This window comes from Flavobacterium agrisoli (assembly GCF_016522065.1).
In the GTDB taxonomy this organism is placed as follows: Bacteria; Bacteroidota; Bacteroidia; order Flavobacteriales; family Flavobacteriaceae; genus Flavobacterium; species Flavobacterium agrisoli.
The window spans coordinates 241911-260947 of the sequence record NZ_JAEHFV010000005.1; the positions used below are offsets into that span (position 1 = coordinate 241911).

Annotated in this window: 16 protein-coding genes and 1 tRNA gene; 9 read left to right on the forward strand and 8 right to left on the reverse strand. The window is 34.7% G+C overall.

All coding sequences use genetic code 11. The features are described from left to right. The 6 genes from I5M07_RS12765 to dnaE form a co-directional block, all read right to left on the reverse strand. Entirely contained in the window at positions 1 to 2199 is a 2199-nt protein-coding gene (locus I5M07_RS12765) for a fasciclin domain-containing protein (RefSeq protein WP_200106833.1), read from the reverse strand. 661 nt (positions 2200 to 2860) lie between these two features. Continuing rightward, positions 2861 to 2934 (reverse strand) — tRNA-Asp (locus I5M07_RS12770). Positions 2935 to 3065: 131 nt separating this feature from the next. Then, on the reverse strand, positions 3066 to 3992 hold the full coding sequence (locus I5M07_RS12775) for a DUF58 domain-containing protein (RefSeq protein WP_200106834.1): 927 nt from the start codon (positions 3990 to 3992) through the stop codon (positions 3066 to 3068). 143 nt (positions 3993 to 4135) lie between these two features. Continuing rightward, entirely contained in the window at positions 4136 to 4453 is a 318-nt protein-coding gene (gene trxA, locus I5M07_RS12780) for a thioredoxin (protein ID WP_200106835.1), read from the reverse strand. 214 nt (positions 4454 to 4667) lie between these two features. Beyond that, a complete protein-coding gene (locus I5M07_RS12785) occupies positions 4668 to 5609 on the reverse strand; it encodes an outer membrane beta-barrel protein (protein WP_200106836.1) in 942 nt (313 codons plus the stop codon). 182 nt (positions 5610 to 5791) lie between these two features. Further along, on the reverse strand, positions 5792 to 10324 hold the full coding sequence (gene dnaE / locus I5M07_RS12790; RefSeq protein ID WP_200106837.1) for a DNA polymerase III subunit alpha: 4533 nt from the start codon (positions 10322 to 10324) through the stop codon (positions 5792 to 5794). Between the two features lie 424 nt (positions 10325 to 10748). Between dnaE and I5M07_RS12795 the strand changes: the two genes are divergently transcribed. Together I5M07_RS12795 and xerA are read left to right on the forward strand one after the other, a co-directional pair. Then, positions 10749 to 11654, forward strand: coding sequence for a carbohydrate kinase family protein (locus I5M07_RS12795; protein WP_200106838.1), 906 nt, complete (start codon positions 10749 to 10751; stop codon positions 11652 to 11654). 344 nt (positions 11655 to 11998) lie between these two features. Continuing rightward, positions 11999 to 13036, forward strand: coding sequence for a site-specific tyrosine recombinase/integron integrase (xerA, locus tag I5M07_RS12800; RefSeq protein ID WP_200106839.1), 1038 nt, complete (start codon positions 11999 to 12001; stop codon positions 13034 to 13036). A gap of 237 nt (positions 13037 to 13273) precedes the next feature. On the opposite strand, the gene I5M07_RS12805 is transcribed toward xerA, so the two are convergent. Then, positions 13274 to 13660 carry a hypothetical protein gene (locus tag I5M07_RS12805; protein WP_200106840.1) on the reverse strand — a complete coding sequence of 129 codons (387 nt, stop codon included), beginning with the start codon at positions 13658 to 13660 and terminating at the stop codon, positions 13274 to 13276. Between the two features lie 3 nt (positions 13661 to 13663). On the opposite strand from I5M07_RS12805, the gene I5M07_RS12810 reads away from it, so the two are divergent. The 7 genes from I5M07_RS12810 (at position 13664) to I5M07_RS12840 (ending at position 18844) form a co-directional block, all read left to right on the forward strand. Beyond that, positions 13664 to 13804: a hypothetical protein gene (locus tag I5M07_RS12810; RefSeq protein WP_200106841.1), complete on the forward strand. Its 141-nt coding sequence runs from the start codon at positions 13664 to 13666 to the stop codon at positions 13802 to 13804. Between the two features lie 434 nt (positions 13805 to 14238). Then, positions 14239 to 14475, forward strand: coding sequence for a hypothetical protein (locus I5M07_RS12815; protein ID WP_200106842.1), 237 nt, complete (start codon positions 14239 to 14241; stop codon positions 14473 to 14475). A 177-nt stretch (positions 14476 to 14652) separates the two neighbouring features. After that, a complete protein-coding gene (locus I5M07_RS12820) occupies positions 14653 to 15774 on the forward strand; it encodes an SHOCT domain-containing protein (protein ID WP_200106843.1) in 1122 nt (373 codons plus the stop codon). 40 nt (positions 15775 to 15814) lie between these two features. Then, on the forward strand, positions 15815 to 15973 hold the full coding sequence (locus I5M07_RS12825; protein ID WP_200106844.1) for a hypothetical protein: 159 nt from the start codon (positions 15815 to 15817) through the stop codon (positions 15971 to 15973). Continuing rightward, positions 15960 to 16442: a DUF6169 family protein gene (locus I5M07_RS12830; protein ID WP_200106845.1), complete on the forward strand. Its 483-nt coding sequence runs from the start codon at positions 15960 to 15962 to the stop codon at positions 16440 to 16442. Before I5M07_RS12825 ends, I5M07_RS12830 begins: the two co-directional genes overlap by 14 nt. Before the next feature lie 162 nt (positions 16443 to 16604). After that, positions 16605 to 16946: a hypothetical protein gene (locus tag I5M07_RS12835; protein ID WP_200106846.1), complete on the forward strand. Its 342-nt coding sequence runs from the start codon at positions 16605 to 16607 to the stop codon at positions 16944 to 16946. 812 nt (positions 16947 to 17758) lie between these two features. After that, positions 17759 to 18844 (forward strand): YtxH domain-containing protein, encoded by a 1086-nt coding sequence (locus I5M07_RS12840; RefSeq protein WP_200106847.1) that lies wholly within the window; start codon positions 17759 to 17761, stop codon positions 18842 to 18844. Here the strand turns inward: I5M07_RS12840 and I5M07_RS16025 are convergent. Further along, positions 18819 to 19037, reverse strand: a 219-nt coding sequence (locus I5M07_RS16025; RefSeq protein ID WP_233622059.1) for a hypothetical protein, incomplete at its 5' end; no start/stop codon positions are given. The two genes, I5M07_RS12840 and I5M07_RS16025, sit on opposite strands and share 26 nt — an antisense overlap.

Here is a 19037-nt window from a genome sequence, read left to right on the forward strand (position 1 = left end):
TTATTCTGCATATAAAAGGTAATTATCTATTAAATGAATTAAGGAACGGTCGGCTAAATTGTTGCTTTGCGCTTTAACAAAATTGGCCGATCTGTATTGCAAATCTTTAAAAATCAATGTTCCCGGAGTACTTTCTACCTGAACATAGGTTTTATCATCAGCACTACTTTTGCGTAGGGTTTCAAATTGACCTACAGTCAATCCATCATCCGAAGCGGTTTTACCATTTAAAATATGAAAACGAATAAAATCTTTAATTAAATCTCTCTCTCCCTCTAATGTTGGGTTATTCGAAGCCGGTATCACACCATCTTTAATGGCTTGCGCCATCGCGGCATTATTGGGTATCATAAAAGTATACGAAACACCCAATTCAACCCCTTGAATTTTACCTGTTGCTGCATCATACATTGGTGAATTTTTAAGGTAATTGAAGAAAGTAGCATACTGCGATCCCGAAGCTTCGGCTAATCTTTTTATTTTTAAGCCCACACCTTCTTCGGTAAAATTCAATACATTATCTACAAAATACGTTCTACCATTTTGTTGGTCTTCGTAACTTAAAATGTTCACTGCATCACCATTACTTTCGTTTCCGGCTGCATACATTTTGTTGTTTTTCCATTTAATATACTCACCTGGTAAATCCATTTCCCCAGTACGAATAATACCCGAACCCGATAAATTATCCAACTCGCCTTTTGGTGTTAATACAATTCCGTTATACAAAACGCGACTCAAACGCGATTTTGCAATATTAGCAGCATCGGCAACGCCAGTGGCAGGATTGGTGTACATCCATTCGGAACGGTTGGTATTGTAGTTAAATCCTAATTTAAGCAACACTTCATCGGAAGGTAAAAACAAGGTCCAACGTGTTTTGATGTTGCTTATTAATTCTTTAAAACCGGTTCCATCGTTGAACATACGGGTTGCTAAAGTGAATCTCGGGTCTAAGTAAGCCGACGTATACACACTGTAAAACAAGTTAGAAGCTTGTACTTTGCTACTTCCGTAAAAGATACCATTACTCAATATTTTAGCTTCTTTTATATCCGAATTGAAATCAAAACGAAGGTCTTCGTTTAAAGCATTTACCGCAGTTACTGCTTTCGAAGGCCAAACGGTATTTTCGACCATGTGTGCATTAACCAAATCTTGAAAAATATATCTTGGTAATACATCAAGACTGCTGTAATGTTTCAATAATACCTCATCTCTAAATTTGGCAAAAGCAGTATTATCAGGAACAATCATGGTGTACATATCACTTTGCCCATCGTTATCGGCTTGCTTTAAATAATTTTCATTATTAGGCGAAAAAGCCAAAGTAGGGTCGTAAAACTTTACATATACATCATCTGATTTTCCAGAGAAATTATGATAGGCCGTTGTAGCACTTTGAACAAAAGAATATACAACCAAATTCTTTTCCAAAACCTCTCTAAAAAGACTATAATCAGCACCTTGCTCTAAATACTGATCCAAACTAACCGGTGGTAGGTTTACTTTATCCACCTCATGAATAATTCCGTTTTCGGCTATAATATCGGCTTCTACCACTTTAGAATCCATGATATTAAATCCGCTATAAGTTGCATTAGGATAGAAATAATGAAAATCGTATTCGCTCAAGCTTTTAGCCAAATTATACGCTTCGGTAAAATAAGTGATGTATTTGTTATTGTTATCGCCTGCTAAATAGCCTCCGTTTCGGTTTGACGCTACGGTTACGATTTGTTTTCCGTTAATATTTTTGGTTACAAATCCATCATAATAAGCTGTTCTTCTTCTAAAAGCATTGTCGATTTCCCAACCTATAGCCGACTGATAATCGGACATTTGCTCCTCTCTAAAGGCGTTATATATTAAGGCATAACGAACAATTTTTGCAGCTGTGACATCGTCTATTTTACTCACATCAGAAACACCGCTTGTTTGAAAATAGTTGGTAAAAGCCTCATCGGTAGGTGCCAACATGGTCCAGTAACCCGATTTGCTTAAAATATCCTTATAACCAGCTTTTTCAATTAATTTGGTGAAATTGGTAAAATTACCCTTTGCCTCTAATTGTTGGTAGATGGGATCTTCAAGATAATCCGGACGACCATAATACTCGTCATAAACATCGCGACTACAACCGACTAAAAAAGCCAAAATAGGTATGGCAAGTAAACAGTAGTGTATTCTTCTTTTCATAATAAAGTGGGTGGTAAATGTACTTGGTTAGTAACTATTTTAATATTTTGTTAACAGTCAAATATATTTATTCACCTAGGTAGCGGCATCCTGTGCTATCCTGCATTTTATGAAAAAAATTGTTCTACATAAAAAAAAAGTACATTTTTTTTACATATTACACAATTAAAAAGTAAATATATCACATAATAAACACAAAAAAGACAACCCATCATTGCAGATTATTAAAAGATTTGTAAACAAGTGTTAAAATTTTTAACTTTTGATGAAGATTAAAAAATTAACCTAAAAAGGAGAAAAGGGAGAAAAAAGGACAAAAAAATACAGTACAAAATACCTACAAACCACGAGTAAAGTCCATTTAAAGCCATAGAAGCTAATTAAAAAGCAGCTTTTATCAAGATGACCAACACGTAAAAATGGAAATTTTGCAATCTATTTGCAATCTAAAAGAAAACTAGAAAGAAAAAAAAGAAGCACAATTTAAAGAAAACCAATTGCCTTTAAATCAAAAAAGCCATCCCTAAAAGGGAAAGCTTTCCATCGGTTTAACTACTAAACCCGCTACGAGTTACAAATTCGTAGCAAACAACACAACTAATCTTAGGTACCGTTATGGGGCAAAAAAGCCTTTCATTACTGAAAGGCTTCCCCAATATTGCGGTCTGGACGGGACTCGAACCCGCGACCCCATGCGTGACAGGCATGTATTCTAACCAACTGAACTACCAAACCTCTTCGCTATTACTTCACTTTACTCTTATTTTCATAGGTGTTCAGTGAACTTGTTTGCGGTTGCAAATATAATACAGAATTTTAAATCCGCAAGCCTTTTTACTATATTTTTTATCAAAAAGAAGTACAAACTAAACAAACGATTGTTTTTCAGTTAAATACGTCAGCATTATTTTATCAAAATTAGCTCCCACTCGTACCGGAACGTACTTAATATGGTTTTGCGCACAAGTTAAAGCCAGTCTTTTAAAGTATTGCTGCGTCAAATCCAGGTAATTTTCTTTAATAGTATCTGCAAAAACCGTGATGGATTCGCCCGTTTCTACATCAATAAATTTACGTGGTGTATTATCAAAATCGAAATGCAACTCGGTACCCTCGTCAACAACATGAAACAAAACCACTTTATGTTTGCTGTGTTTTAAATGTTGCAGAGCATCAAAAAGTGCCTTTTCCTCTACCGACTGAAACATATCGGTAAACAACACAATCATGGAACGGCGGTGAATTTTTTCGGCAATTTGATGCAAATAGGTAATCACATCGGTTTGTTTTTGCTTTCGGGATTCCTGTAACATACCTTCCAAAACACTCAACAACATGCGGTGATGCCGATCACTTCCCTTTTCGGGCGCATAATATTCGTATTGATCCGAAAAAACGCTCAACCCAACAGCATCGCGTTGTTTTTTTAGAATATTCATTAAAACAGCGGAAGCAAGAACCGAAAATCCTATTTTATTTTCATAAAAATGCTGATTCGATTGCAAAACCGGATAATGCATCGACGACGAATTGTCTATAATAAGATGGCATCGCAAATTGGTTTCTTCTTCGTAACGCTTGGTATACAACCTATCGGTTTTGGCAAATAACTTCCAATCTATATGTTTGGTACTTTCGCCAGAATTATACACTTTGTGCTCGGCAAATTCGGCCGAAAAACCATGAAACGGACTTTTATGCATACCCGAAATAAATCCCTCGACCACTTGATTGGCTAATACTTCTAAATGTTGAAAACGGGAAACTTTTTCTATTTGCGCGTCTAACTTCATATTTCAAATGTATTTAAAAAGATTGAAAGATTTGAATATTGAAGGATTGAAACATCACAATTTTTCATTTTATTTCACTTCATAACACAAAAAAAGGTCATCATTTTCATGACAACCTTTTATTTTTTTTTTTAAATCAAGTATTACAAAAGTGCATCCAAACTATCTGCATACGTTTGTTTTGGAGCAACTCCAACTTGTTTTCCTACTACTTCTCCTTTATGGAAAACTAACACAGTAGGAATGTTACGCACACCGTATTTTGCAGCAAATTCTTGATTAGCATCTACATCAACTTTACCTACCACAACTTTACCTTCGTATTCGTTACTCAATTCGTCAATGATTGGTCCAACCATTCTACATGGTCCACACCAAGCTGCCCAAAAATCAACCATAACCGGTTTATCTGATTTCAAAACTACTTCATCAAAAGTAGCATCTGTTATTGCTAAAGCCATATCTTTTTACTTTTAAAAATTTATAATTGTTATTTATTCGAAATAAATACGTAGCAAATTTAGGAATTTAAAATCAATTAAATCCTAATGAAAAATTAGTTTTGACTATAAAAGTATTACAAAAGTCTATATTAACATTTTATTAATAGAGCAGTTCATAAAAAAAGAGGTTCTCCATGAAAACCTCTTTTTTAAACTTTAAATTATAATGAGCCTATAAACTGTATTTCAAACCAAGCGTTAATCCAAGACCCGAAATACCTACATAAGAACTCAACTCGTCTTTAGGTCTCGAAGTATCAATTCCGTTTGGATTTGTCAAATCATTATTTGAATTCACATCCAATCTATCTCTATAGTTGGTATGAATTTGCGACGTATTTCTTGAAGCCAAAGCATCTGTTCCGTTCACTGTAAATTCAGTAGTTTCTTTCGTTTTACCATGAACCGTAAAGTTTCGGTACTCCAATTCACCATAAACCGAAATATGTTGTCCTAGTTTATACGAAGTTCCTAAAGCAGCCATAAAACCAACTGTTGGATTTGGTTTTACTTGATCTACACTGTGTACATTGGCCATAATAGGAGCTCCTGTAGAAGGATTCACACCCACTGGCGCTACTGCATCTGTAGTTATTTCTAAATCGCCATGAATGGGCACCAAAACACCCACTTTGGTATACGGTTCAAATCCTTTATGTTCGCCTAAAAACAAAACCAACGAAGGAGATAAATCCCAAGCCGTAATTTGCCCAACCGATTTAAAATTGTAAACTGGCCCATTACTTCCAGAAGCAGGAATATAAGGCACATCAGAAACGGTTTGCGCCATTGTTTTGTCGTTGCTATTGTAGTAGTTGATCCCCATTTCTACACCTAAACGCGCATTAAAACGGTAACCCGCTGTTATTCCTGTTCTAAAACCTTCACCAAAAGATCCAGTTACACTTTCTTCCGAAACCAATTTCCCTCCTTGATACACTTTACTCAAAGGTAAATTTCCGCCAACTGTTGGAAATTCTGTCGCTGCTGTTTGCATAAAATAGGATCCTCCTAGTTTAAAATACCAGCTTTCTTGTTTTTGCGGTTCGTCAGTTTGAGCAAACGTAGCCAATGAGCAAACCATCATTCCTAGTAGTAGTAGGTTCTTTTTCATGATCGTAAATTTTTGATTTAGTAAGACAAACATAATCAAATTTAAAGAATACTATTAACGCTAAAAAAACGATTTCGTAACTATATTTACTAAAAAAGACCCTTTTGTTAAAACTATGCATGCATATAATAACTTTTAACTGAAAAATTATATTTTTTTTAAAACTTTAACGCAAAAAAAACCTAGTTTAATTTAAAATTGACTTGCAAGCGTTCTAATTCTTGTAATAATTCGGTTGATATTCTTACTTTTACTTTTCGACTTGGCATACTTAATTTAGTTACCACATTGATTTCTTCTACTTCGGTAACTTGAGACAAAGGAGTTGTTGTATTCAATTCACTGTCCTCATTTTCATCTGTAAAAATTTCGGTTTCGTCTTCATTAAAAGTAGGAGTTGTTTCCACTAATTTCTTCACTTTTTCGAGTTCCATGATTTCAAAAGTGACCGAATGATCGCCTCTATATTCGCCAAAAAGACGGCTTAAATGATGAATGAAATCGGTTTGTAAATCTTTAATATTCAGCAATAGAATCAATTTTTTAGCAAAACTTTCCAAAACATCCTGCAACTGTTTCACTTCGGTAAATTGAATACGAGGCTCTGCTTTTTTGCCTGTTTCTTGATTCGTCCATCCTTCTTTTACCAAAATTTTCATGAACACAAAATTATTTTGAATTAAGAAATGCCTGAATTTCAAATATTCTTCGCCAAAAATGCGGAACTCAAAACTTTCATCATAACCTTCAAGAGCAAACGAAGCCCAACCTTTTCCGTTTTTTGCCACGCGATGTTGTACGTTATTAATGATACCCGCAAAAGTTAAATTCTTGGTTACATACTGCTCTAAGTTTTTCAGCGCTTCCAATTTAACATTACAGAAATATTTCATTTCGTAGCGAAAATCATCCAGTGGATGTCCCGAAATATAGATTCCGACAACTTCTTTTTCTTTGGCTAATTTTTCCATCGTGCTCCAATCTTCGCATGGAGGCACAACAGGTTCGGCAATTTGCACTTCCGAAGTTTCTCCGAATAAACTCACCTGCGATGAATTTTCATTTTCCTGATATTTCGAGCCGTAGCGCATTGCTTTTTCGTAAAACGTAATACCGTCCCCTTCATCGTGAAAATATTGTGCGCGAGTAGTTCCTTCAAACGAATCAAATCCACCCGCTAGAGCAAGGTTTTCAAACGCTTTTTTATTCGCCGCTCGCAAATCTATTCGTTTGGCCAAATCAAAAATAGAACGGTATTTACCCTCTTTTCTATTTTCTACAATAGTGGCCACAGCACCCGAACCCACTCCTTTAATTGCGCCCATTCCGAAACGCACGGCATAATCATCATTTACCGTAAATTTATAAAACGATTCATTCACACAAGGCCCTAAAACCTGCAAGCCCATTCGCTTACATTCTTCCATAAAAAAGGAAACCTGCTTGATATCGTTCATGTTATTAGAAAGCACCGCCGCCATATATTCGGCAGGATAATGCGCTTTTAGATACGCCGTTTGATACGCCACCCAAGCGTAACAGGTAGAGTGCGATTTGTTGAAGGCATAACTCGCAAATGCTTCCCAGTCGGTCCAGATTTTATCCAGTTTCTTTTCATCATGGCCTTTTGCAACTGCTTGGTCGATGAATTTACCTTTCATTTTATCCAGCACTTCTTTTTGCTTTTTACCCATCGCCTTACGAAGTACGTCGGCATCCCCTTTTGAGAATCCAGCCAATTTTTGCGACAAAAGCATTACCTGCTCTTGGTACACCGTAATTCCATAAGTTTCGCCCAAATATTCTTCGCACGCATCTAAATCATATGTAATTTCTTCTTCGCCATTTTTACGACGAACGAAAGAAGGAATATATTCTAAAGGTCCCGGACGATATAAGGCATTCATCGCAATCAAATCGGCAAAAACCGTCGGCTTTAAATCCTTCATGTATTTTTGCATTCCGGGCGACTCGTATTGGAAAACCCCAACTGTTTCTCCGCGTTGGAATAGCTCATAGGTTTTGGCATCATCAATCGGGAATTCATCTGGATTGAGTTCTATTCCGGTTCTGTATTTTACCAGTTTAACCGTATCTTTAATCAAAGTCAGGGTCTTCAGACCCAAGAAGTCCATTTTTAATAATCCCGCACTCTCGGCCACCGAGTTATCAAATTGGGTTACATATAAATCGGAATCTTTTGCTGTGGTAACCGGAACGAAATTGGTAATATCATCTGGCGTAATGATTACTCCACAAGCATGAATACCAGTGTTTCGCAGCGAACCTTCTAAAACTTTAGCTTGCTGAATTGTTTCTCCGGCCAAATCATCTTCATTGGCAATTCCGATTAATTCTTTAACGCGATCAAATTCTTCTGAAGATTTTAATGCTTTTTTTACATCATCTTCACTTTCGGAAATAAATCGGGCTAAATTCCATTTTCCGGGCATCATTGCCGGAATTAATTTCGCAATTCGATCCGCTTCAAAAAGTGGTAAATCCAGCACACGCGCCGTATCTCGAATAGCCGATTTGGTTGCCATTTTACCATAAGTGATAATTTGCGCCACCTGATTGGCTCCGTATTTATTGATTACGTAATCCATAACCAAGCCACGTCCTTCGTCATCAAAATCGATATCAATATCGGGCATAGATACACGATCTGGATTCAAGAAACGCTCAAAAAGCAAATCGTATTTGATTGGGTCAATATTGGTAATTCCCAAACAATACGCCACAGCAGATCCAGCTGCCGAACCACGACCCGGACCTACGGAAACGCCCATTTTTCGAGCCTCGGCAATGAAATCCTGTACAATCAAAAAGTAACCCGGATAACCCGAATTGGAAATGGTCATTAACTCAAAATCCAAACGTTCCCGAACCTCATTGGTAATAGCTTCGTAACGACGTTCGGCTCCGGAATACGTTAAATGGCGTAAGTATTTATTCTCACCACGTACACCGCCATCAGCCAAATCTTCTTCCACTTTAAACTCTTTTGGAATTTCAAATTTTGGAAGCAATACATCGCGATAAAGTGAATAAATCTCAACCTTATCTACGATTTCCTGGATGTTAATTATCGCCTCAGGCAAATCGGCAAAGAGTTTTTTCATCTCCTCCTCCGATTTATAATAATATTCCTGATTGGGTAAACCGTAACGATAACCACGACCACGACCAATTGGCGTAGCTTGTTTTTCGCCATCTTTTACACAGAGTAAAATATCGTGTGCATTGGCATCTTCTTTGGCTACATAATAGGTATTGTTGGTGGCGATAAGTTTTACATTATGTTTTTTAGAAAACTCAATCAAGGTTTTATTCACCCTATTTTCATCTTCCTGATTGTGACGCATGATTTCGAGATATAAATCGTCGCCAAATTGCGATTTCCACCAAAGCAAGGCTTCTTCGGCTTGGTTCTCGCCTATATTTAAAATTTTACTCGGAATTTCTCCATAGAGATTTCCCGACAATACCATAATGTCTTCTTTGTATTTTTCAACTACCGACCGATCAATTCGCGGCACGTAATAAAACCCATCCACATACGCAATCGAGGCCATTTTGGCGAGGTTATGATACCCTTTTTTGTTTTTAGCCAATAACACAACCTGATATCCATTGTCTTTTTTAGACTTGTCTTTGTGGTTTTCGCAGATATTGAACTCGCAACCCACAATAGGTTTGATTTCGGTTTCGGTTGGTTCTTCGCCTTTTTCGATTAGTTCTTTGTTTTTTCCCGCAGCGGCTTTGTTGTGGTTCATCACGGCACTCACAAACTGAAAAGCCCCCATCATGTTTCCGGTGTCGGTCATGGCCACAGCAGGAAATTTATTTTTGGCCGTAGCAGCTACTAAATTTCCAATTCCGATAGTAGATTGTAAAACTGAAAACTGCGTGTGATTGTGCAGATGCGCAAATCGGGCGACTTTAAAATCGGCTTTGTCCGCAGCAGAAACTGTCGTTTGCTTTTGGTCGGAATCAAGTGCTTTTAATTGCTCGCGTATCTTATCGGAAGCAGCTTTTAGGTTGATGTGTTTTAACCCAATAAGCTGAATTTCCTTGGGATTTTTTGCCTGAAATTCTTTAAAATAAGAACCCGGCACATCCAGTTCTTCTTTGGTAAAGACTTCACGTCGCACCAATTCGAGAAAACAACGGGTAGTAGCTTCTACGTCGGCAGTAGCGTTGTGCGCTTCGGCAAATGGCTTATTAAATAAATATTCGTGTAACTCGGTAAGTGTAGGTAATTTGAATTTACCCCCTCGCCCACCAGGTAACTTCAGTAAACTAGCGGTAACTTCGGTACAGGTATCTAATACGGGCATGGTCGACAACGGACTTTCGACACCCATTCGGAGTAATTCGGCACCCATGATATTGAGGTCGAAACCTAAGTTTTGCCCAACAATGAACTTGGTTTTACTTAAGGCTATATTGAATTTATCTAATACTTCGGCTAATGAAATACCTTCGTGCTCGGCCAACTCGGTCGAAATTCCGTGTACACGCTCGGCATCGTAAGGAATATTGAATCCGTCGGGCTTCACTAGATAGTCCTGATGTTCTAGGAGTTGTCCCATTTCGTCGTGCAACTGCCATGCAATTTGTACACAACGTGGCCAGTTGTCGGCATCGGTTAAAGGAGCATCCCAGCGCTTTGGTAATCCGGTAGTTTCGGTATCAAAAATTAAATACATAGTTACAAATCAGTAGTTTACAATTTGGTGCAATTATAAAAATTGAACATCAAAAATAGGGAAATATTTTGGGGTATGTAAGGGGAACTTATGAACAGTTTTGGAGTGAAAAGTGAGGAGTGAAGAGTGAAGAGTTGTATGCCTGAATTTGGAGGTATTCGATGTACTACTAATTAGTAGGCAGATTTAAGTGTTCTGTGAATAGTCCAAAGTCTAAATTTCAAATGTATGAACCTTTGGCAACACAAGCTTAATGCAACTCTGTAACATTTTCATGCATTACTCATGCACTATCCATGCCTTTGATAGGGCTTTGCTATACATTTAATTAGTGAAGAGTGAAAAGTGAAGAGTGAAGAGTTCAAGCTTTGGGTTTTCAGATAAAAATGTAACTTTATATTTTACAACTAGCATTTTTACATTCATGATACACGGTACTAAAAAAATAAAGGCAGTTTGTTTTGGAGAAGTTTTATGGGATGTATTTCCGACTCACAAAAAAATAGGGGGTGCTCCATTGAATGTTGCTTTGCGTTTGCAATCATTTGGGGCAGAAGTTTCTTTAATTAGCATCGTGGGTCAAGATGTGGCTGGCGAGGAACTTCTATCGTACCTAAGCGCACAAGGTTTGTCTACCGCTTTAATTCAAAAAACAGCCCACTACCCTACTGGCACCGTGCAAGTGACCTTAAATGAAAAAGGAAATGCTTCTTATGAAATTGTGCATCCGGTAGCTTGGGATTTTATCCGGTTTGAAGATTTGTCTATGGTTGAAAAAATGGTTGCCGAAGCTGATATTTTTGTTTTTGGTAGCTTGAGCGTTCGCGATGCGGTTTCGCGGCAAACTTTATTGCAATTGCTACAAAACAAATCGGTTTTTAAAGTTTTTGATGTGAATTTGCGAAAACCACATTACAGTTTTGAAATTTTGGAACTTTTGATGCAAGAAGCCGATTTCATCAAGTTGAATGACGAAGAACTACTCGAAATTTGTCGCCATTTGGGCTCATCTCACCATTCGTTTGAACAAAATATTCGGTTTCTTTCTCAACATACCCAAACTGCTCAACTTTGCGTAACCAAAGGCCCTTTTGGCGCGGTATTGTATCGTGATGAACAATTTTATTACAACAGTGGTTATTTTATTACCGTTGTTGATACGGTGGGTGCAGGCGATTCCTTTTTAGCAGCGCTTTTGTTTACCTTATTTAGTGGTAAAACTGCACAAGAATCACTCAATTTTGCCTGTGCTGTTGGCGCTTTAGTTGCCGGTAGCGAAGGAGCGAATCCGGTTTTATCTTCAGAAAGAATTGCCGATTTCATGCAGTAAATTGGTTATTCGAAACTTTTTCCGAAACTCTTTTCCTTCTTCATTTTATAAAAATTAATCATTCGGAGAAAAATGAGTATATCCTTTAATTCGGGTTTTTCTTCGAGTAATTAATACTTCAAAAAATATCGAGGATCATTTTTACTTTTCATTTTCTGATGTTCGATACTTTTTTCTACCGAAAATTAAAATCAAAAACGAATTCCACTTTACCGTTGTTTTCAAAATTAAAAATGGTAATTTTGGATTAGAAGGTTGATGTTGCCACTCTCGGAACAATTCACTTCGTTCGGCAATATTTTAATTCAGAAATTTCATACATTTGATGCTATAGGAATTAAGAAATGGATTGGACCGCTAAAACCATCATACACAAAGGAACAGCCCGAATTGCGGTTTGTTTTGAGAAAAATACCGAACTAATTGCGCGCATTAAAACGATAGCCGATGCCCGTTGGAGTGCTAGTTTACAACTGTGGCATTTACCCGATACGGTAGAAAACAGGCTGCGATTTCATATTCCGATTAAAGTTACCCTTTCGGAAGAAGCCGTATTGGCATTGCAACGATTTGATTTTTGGTTGCATTCCAAACGTTATAGCAACAGCACCATCAAAACCTATACTGATGGCTTAAAATCATTCTTGTTATTTTTTTCAGACAAGCCTATAGCCGAGATTACAAACCAAGATGTTATTCGGTACAATAACGAGTTTATTCTGAAAAAACACTTGTCCTCTTCGTATCAAAATCAAATTGTAAACGCCATCAAACTTTATTTTAAAACGGTATTGGAAACCAAAATCGAAATAGAGAAAATTCACCGTCCTAAAAGGGAAAAAAAATTACCCAATGTTTTAAGCAAAGATGAAGTTAAAGCCATTTTAGAAGCTTCGGGCAATTTAAAGCATAAAACCATGTTGTGTTTGATTTATTCCTGCGGATTGCGTTGTGGTGAACTTTTGGCTTTGCAACCGGTTCATATTGACTCGAAACGAAATATTATTTTACTCAAAAATTCGAAAGGAAAAAAAGACCGGATTGTGCCGCTGAGTCCAAAAATATTGGAATTGTTGCGCACCTATTTTAAGGCCTATAAACCCATGAATTATTTGTTTGAAGGGCAAATTGCTGGCAGTCCGTACTCGGATAAAAGTTTGCAGAGTGTACTCAAACAAGCGCTACAAAAAGCAAACATAAGCAAACCGGTTACCTTACATTGGTTGCGGCACAGTTATGCCACGCACCTGTTAGAAAGCGGCACCGATTTGCGTTATATACAAGAATTATTGGGCCACAACAGTAGCAAAACCACCGAAATATACACGCATGTTAGCACCAAAAGTATTCAACAAATAAAAAGTCCGTTTGATGATTTATAAACAAATCTTATTATATTAGCACCAATATAAAACCTGACCAAAACCAGACTTATCTACCCAAATAGGGCGTATATGTCTGATAAAATAAGGGGTATATACTAGTTACCTGCTATTTTAACATAAAATCCGCAGAAAAGTAACGTTATAAAAACAAAAATAACGTGATAATATTTGAATTACTAAAAGAACTACCTGAAAAACCAATCTATGTAATAGGTATCGACAACTACAAAGAAACTACTCTTGAGAATAAGACAGAAATAGGGGATAAGAATTTACTTGGTCATAAAAAAGTTGTTCTTTCTCTTTGTAGCCGAAAGTAAGATAACTGTATTCTCTGTAATCTTTGTCTAAAATTTTATTTAGTGGAGGATTATTCTCTAAAGTTCTGTTTGTTTTTATAAGTATCGCTTGAGGAGAATTACTTGATTCAAAGACAAACGTAAATTTACCACTATCTTCTTTTAAAACGTGTAGATTAATTTCTCTTTTGAATATTAAATGTTGATGAAAATACTCCGCTTTTTCGGCAGAAGAGAATAAAAATACAACATAAAAACTATCGTTATCAGAAGTTGTAACAGCAACATCATAAGGTAACTCTAAATCGTAAACTGCTTTCATAAAATGGAAAATAAAATTGAACAAATTAAAAAAATACTTGATGGAGAAACTTTATCAAACGCTCGTACTATCTTACAAAAAATAGAAAACGAGATTAATAATATAGAATACGAAGAAAGACAAAAAATGATATTTAGAATCTAATATCAGTGTTTTCTCTAACCTTGTTAATTATATCAATGTCATAAATTCTAACATTTTCTCCGTTTGAGAAATGAAACCAATATATTGCAGTTGACTCTTTAACAATTTTTACAACTTGAGACAAATTATAGTTTATATCTCTGTTTGTTGGGTGTGGTATTAGAATAAGTTTTGACATATTTAAAAATATTAAAGTTAAAACCAAACGTACTAAAAATATTCCTAAATTGCAGTGGAAAATAGGAATAAATACAAAAACAGCAGGTAACATCGGTTTTACGAGATTTGGGCATTTAGCTTGAATTTAAAACTGTCTTGTACTTGCCGAAATAAAGATGAAACAAAAAATTGGGAAGGCTTTCCCCAAACCTCGCAAAGCCACAAAACGTTGGGTGAGATTATAAAGAACCAACGTGCTAAAAATACAAAACAGAATGAACGCAGAAGAAATACTAAAAGAGAACGGTTTTAAAGTAATCCAAGCAATAGAAAAAGACAATGATATGTTCCCAAACAATTTCATTATGTTTGAAGCAGATTTAGCCGAATGTATTATGGCAAATCAAATACTATCAAAAAACAATTTTGAAATAATTGATTGCGGTATCCAGGTAAGAATTGTAGATGGAATATTAGAAAGACCTTGTGGTAAAATCACTTTTTTGAATTAAGTCCAGCGCAACGATGACAAAGTCTTTTTCCACCTGTACCCTGTTGTAAATTTACTCTTTCAATATTATTACCCTCCGTACAATTTGAATTATTATGATAAACATTAGAATTTTTAGCATTATAAGAACTTACTTTCATATCTTTAATTTTTAATTAAAAACAAATATACTTAAAATATGGACAGTAATCCATTAGTCGCCATAATCGTAGGTTTAGTAACAGCATCAAGCATATACGTTTGGAAATCTGACGAGTTTAATAAAACACAAAAAACATTTATACTGTTTTGTATTATATTCCCACCACTACAATGGATTATGATTTTACTTGCTAAATATTATAACAATTTAGCCTATAAAAAATCAAAAGAGTTTAAAAAAGAAGTTTTACATTATACTGAAGAGAAGAAAATTGATAATTCAAAAACTACTCTGCAAGAATTAAAAGACAGCGGTATAATAACCGAGGAAGAGTACAAAACAAAAATTGAAAAAATCGATATTCAAAAAACTGAACTTGCTATTTTAAATTCAAAAGAATACATTCAATTAAAGTCTTTATTAGATTCAAACATATTGACAAAAGAGGAATTTAAAAGTAAAGTAGAAATATTAAGACACAGTAACATAAAAAGTGAAATTCTCGAAAAAGTGTCACCACAAAAATTTAACTCCGTAGAATTTGATAGCCTTGAAAGTGAAAATAAATCAAGTACTACTAAAACTTATTTTTTGTCTTTTTTGGCATTAATCGCTCTATACTTGCTTATTTATCTGTTTTTTAATAATGGCAATATTGGTAATGAAAACATTGACAAAAAACCAACTTCTGTTGATTCTACCTATATTAACAATAGTTATCAAAACACTACATATATAGAGCCACTAAAAATAAAAAAGTTTGTCTATGTTGTAATGAAAATCGAAAAACCAAATTTAGATGTTTACGAACCAAAAGGATTTATAAATAGTGTCGGTTTTTACGAAACTTTCGACCCTATCTATTCAATAAACTATGAAAAAGAAACATACAGCACTGATATAATTGAGGTAAATGATTATAACATTAATGAAAAGTACAAAGTTTTAGATGATGCGAAAAATAGAATGCATTCACAATTGAAATTTGCTGACGATGCGTTCTCAACTAATTTATGGGTTAAGTGTAAAGACGATAGTAAAAGGGAAGAATTCGAAGGGATACGCTCAAAAATAACTGATTCTCAAATATTTGAGTTTGAAAGCTATTCAGAAGCAAGTATTCATAAGCAAGATAATTTGGATATCAATCCGAAGTAACAAACAGAGGTTTTTGAAATTATTATAACCAAGAATAAAAATGAAAAATAGTAAAAGAATTGTTCTTGAGTGGACAGAAGTAAATGGAAAAAAAGTTCCAAAAAGAGTTATTGATATAGTGCCAAAAGAAAAGTTGCCAAAAGGAAACAAAAGTAATGGAGAACTAATTGATGATATTTTTGGAAATGGAAACATATAGTTGGATAGAGAGTAAAAATTACTGCTTTGAGTTCATTACTGAATCTTTTGATGTTTATTGGGTAAACTTTAAACAAAAAGAAGAGCATTTTACAGACTTTTGTTCAGACTGCCGAGATATTTATGAGATTGAAATTAGGCGTGAAAAAGGAAATAAAAGAATCGCAAAAGATGATAAAATAAAAAACACTGTCTTGAAAATACTTGAAGAAGTTATGTCTAACAGATGCCACAGTGTTGTTTATATCTGTGACAATTCTGACGGTAAAGCCGAATGCAGAGAACTGCTTTTTGAAAAATACTATGAAGAAATAGAAGAACATAGTAAGATTGAAAAATATGTAAGAAGTTTGTGTGATGAAAATTTATCTGAATGCTGTTCTTTGAGTTTTATTGCAGACAAGAATTGTGAAAATTACGAAGAGAATATGAGCGATTTTATGTGTGAACATATAGACGTAGAAGAATAACCTCACCCAACACTCGTTTGGCAAGATTTGGGTTTTAGTGGAATCGCCGTAAATCAAGAACCAATCGTTTAGCCGAAAATAATCAATTAATTAATCCCAAACCTCGCCAAGCGCGAGAACGTTATGCCTCAGTTTAAAAAACCGAAAATACAACTATACAAAATGATAGAAACAATAATATCAGGATTAATTTTAGCATTAGTAAGCGGAATAACTATTTTAGCATTTAAGTATAAAAAAATATTTGACAAAGTTTTTGAAAAATTTTTAATAATAATTGGATGTATTTTCATTGTTTTATTTATTTGGAATATAGCAATTGAATATAGTTTTAGTGAAATTTATAAGTATATAGAAAATGGAAAAACAGAACTTGCTAAAGAATCTTTGCCATATTTTGCTTTGTCAAATACTTATCTAATTATAATTTTTGTGGCAATTCAAATTTATTTGTCTGGGTTAAAATATCTCACAAATCTTATTGAAAATAATGATAAAAAATAGCCAAAAAAGAAAGTGTTTAAGAAAAATAGAAAGAATAATTTTTAGTTCTTTATAATTCATAATCAGAAAATTAAAATTGTTTCCGATTTTAAAACGGTGCGGAAACTAAACCGAAAATTGAAACATGAAAATTGGAATGAATAAAAAACCGAAGGCATAACAGCTGTCTGTGGCTATTGTGGAGTTTAGTGGAATTACCGTCTCGCAATCATGTTTTCGTTAAGCAGAAAATACTCAGGTTACGAACTTCCACAACAGCCACAGGCAGCGGAACGTTATGCGGGAGTTATGCCGAAATTACGCAGATGAAAACAATCAGAAAATAAACATTTGGTTTCCGCAAGAAGTTTACAAAGCAGAAACTTGAAAATTGGAATCGCTAACAGAAGTCGAAAAGTTGGAATCTGACAATTGACAGACGAAAAAACGAAGTGTGAAAAGTAGAAACTTGAAAAGCAGAAGCTTGAAAGTTGGAATTTGAAAAGCAGATACTTGAAAAGTTTTGCGTAGAAACTAAAAATGAATAATTAAAAATAAAACGTTGAAAATTGCGAACCGAAAAGCAGAAGCGTGAAAATTGGAATTTGCCAACAGAAGCGTGAAAGTTTTGTGTGAAAATTGTAATTTCGACAAAATAACCCCCGCATAACAGCCGTTTGGCGAGATTGCGAATTTTGTGGTAAATTCACGTTTCCGTTTCGCAAGAAATTTTATCTTAGCCGAAAGTATTCGGTTACGAAGTTCGCAACCTCGCCAAGCGCCAGAACGTTAGTGGCAACTTTCAAGAAAATCGGTAAATTTAATAACATCATATGGCAAAAAACGAAAAAATTCTCTACGAAAGTTTAACAAGTTACTTCAAGTATCTTGTCAGTATAACAATTGGTGCCATAACAATTTTAGGAGCATTTGCTGGATATCTATTCTATAGTAACGGACAAGAAATGCGAGAAGATTTACGACTGCAAAAAGCTGAATTGAAAGAGAATGTTGAAGAGATGAAAACAACTTTAGCAGAACAAAAAAAAAATTTTGAAGTTCAAAAGACAGATATAAAAGAACAACTAATATTGTTATCACAAAGAGTGAATTCCGAAATTAATGAAACAAGTTCAGCAGCTATAAAAGAAGTTTCAAATATTAAAGTTGTGGCGAGTTCGCTGGCAGAATCTGAAGCTAAGAAAAAAATTAATGAAGTTTTTGATAACAAAAATTTTGATCAATTTGTAGAAAAGATCGCAAAAGATAGAATGGAACCACAGATTAACAATTTGGTAGATAAAAAAATAGCCATAAACGAAACTATTCAAATTAATAATTCATTAATAAATTTGTCAAGTAATGATAAAGTTAAATCTATAAACGCATCAAATTACCTCCAGTCCAATTCACAGATAAAATTATCTAATAGTCAAATATCTAAAATCGTAAGCGATATGGACAAAGTTGATTTGTCTACTAGAAATAATATGATTTTTGCAATTATTTTAAGAAAATCTCAGGCAAGTACAGAGTTTTTTACAAGAGAATTAGGTAATTCTGCAACTAATACGTTGAATGAAACATACTGTTTTCAATATTTTCTATACAACGATATTGATTATAATATATTTTCAGATGCTATGTATAAAGCAATGTTGAAAAAAACAGAAGGATATAATACTTACTATTCTTCGATTTTAATTTCAAAAGATCAAAATAAAAGATTTGCTTTAAATTTATTGAATGATAAAAAATTAGTTGATTTATACTTGAAGTTACTTCCAGAAAGTTATCGAGATATTTTGACATCTACTTTTTTAGAAGATTTATCACAAGTTTTCAATCGAAAAGATATTTTAGAAACAGTACTTTTTAAAACGTTAAAAGATATTACGAAAAATAAAAGCAGCCACTAACACACGCTACAAGCAATTTGGGGATTTGGCTTAATTTAAATATGGTTTTGTATTTGGAAGATTTGTCTAATCCGAAAGATAACGCTGATTTAATCCCAAACTGCTTGTAGCGCGAGAACGTCAGGCTGTGAAAAAACCTCGTTTCTTCCTCAAAAAAAGCTAATTTTTGCAGTACTACAAGCCTGATAAAGCC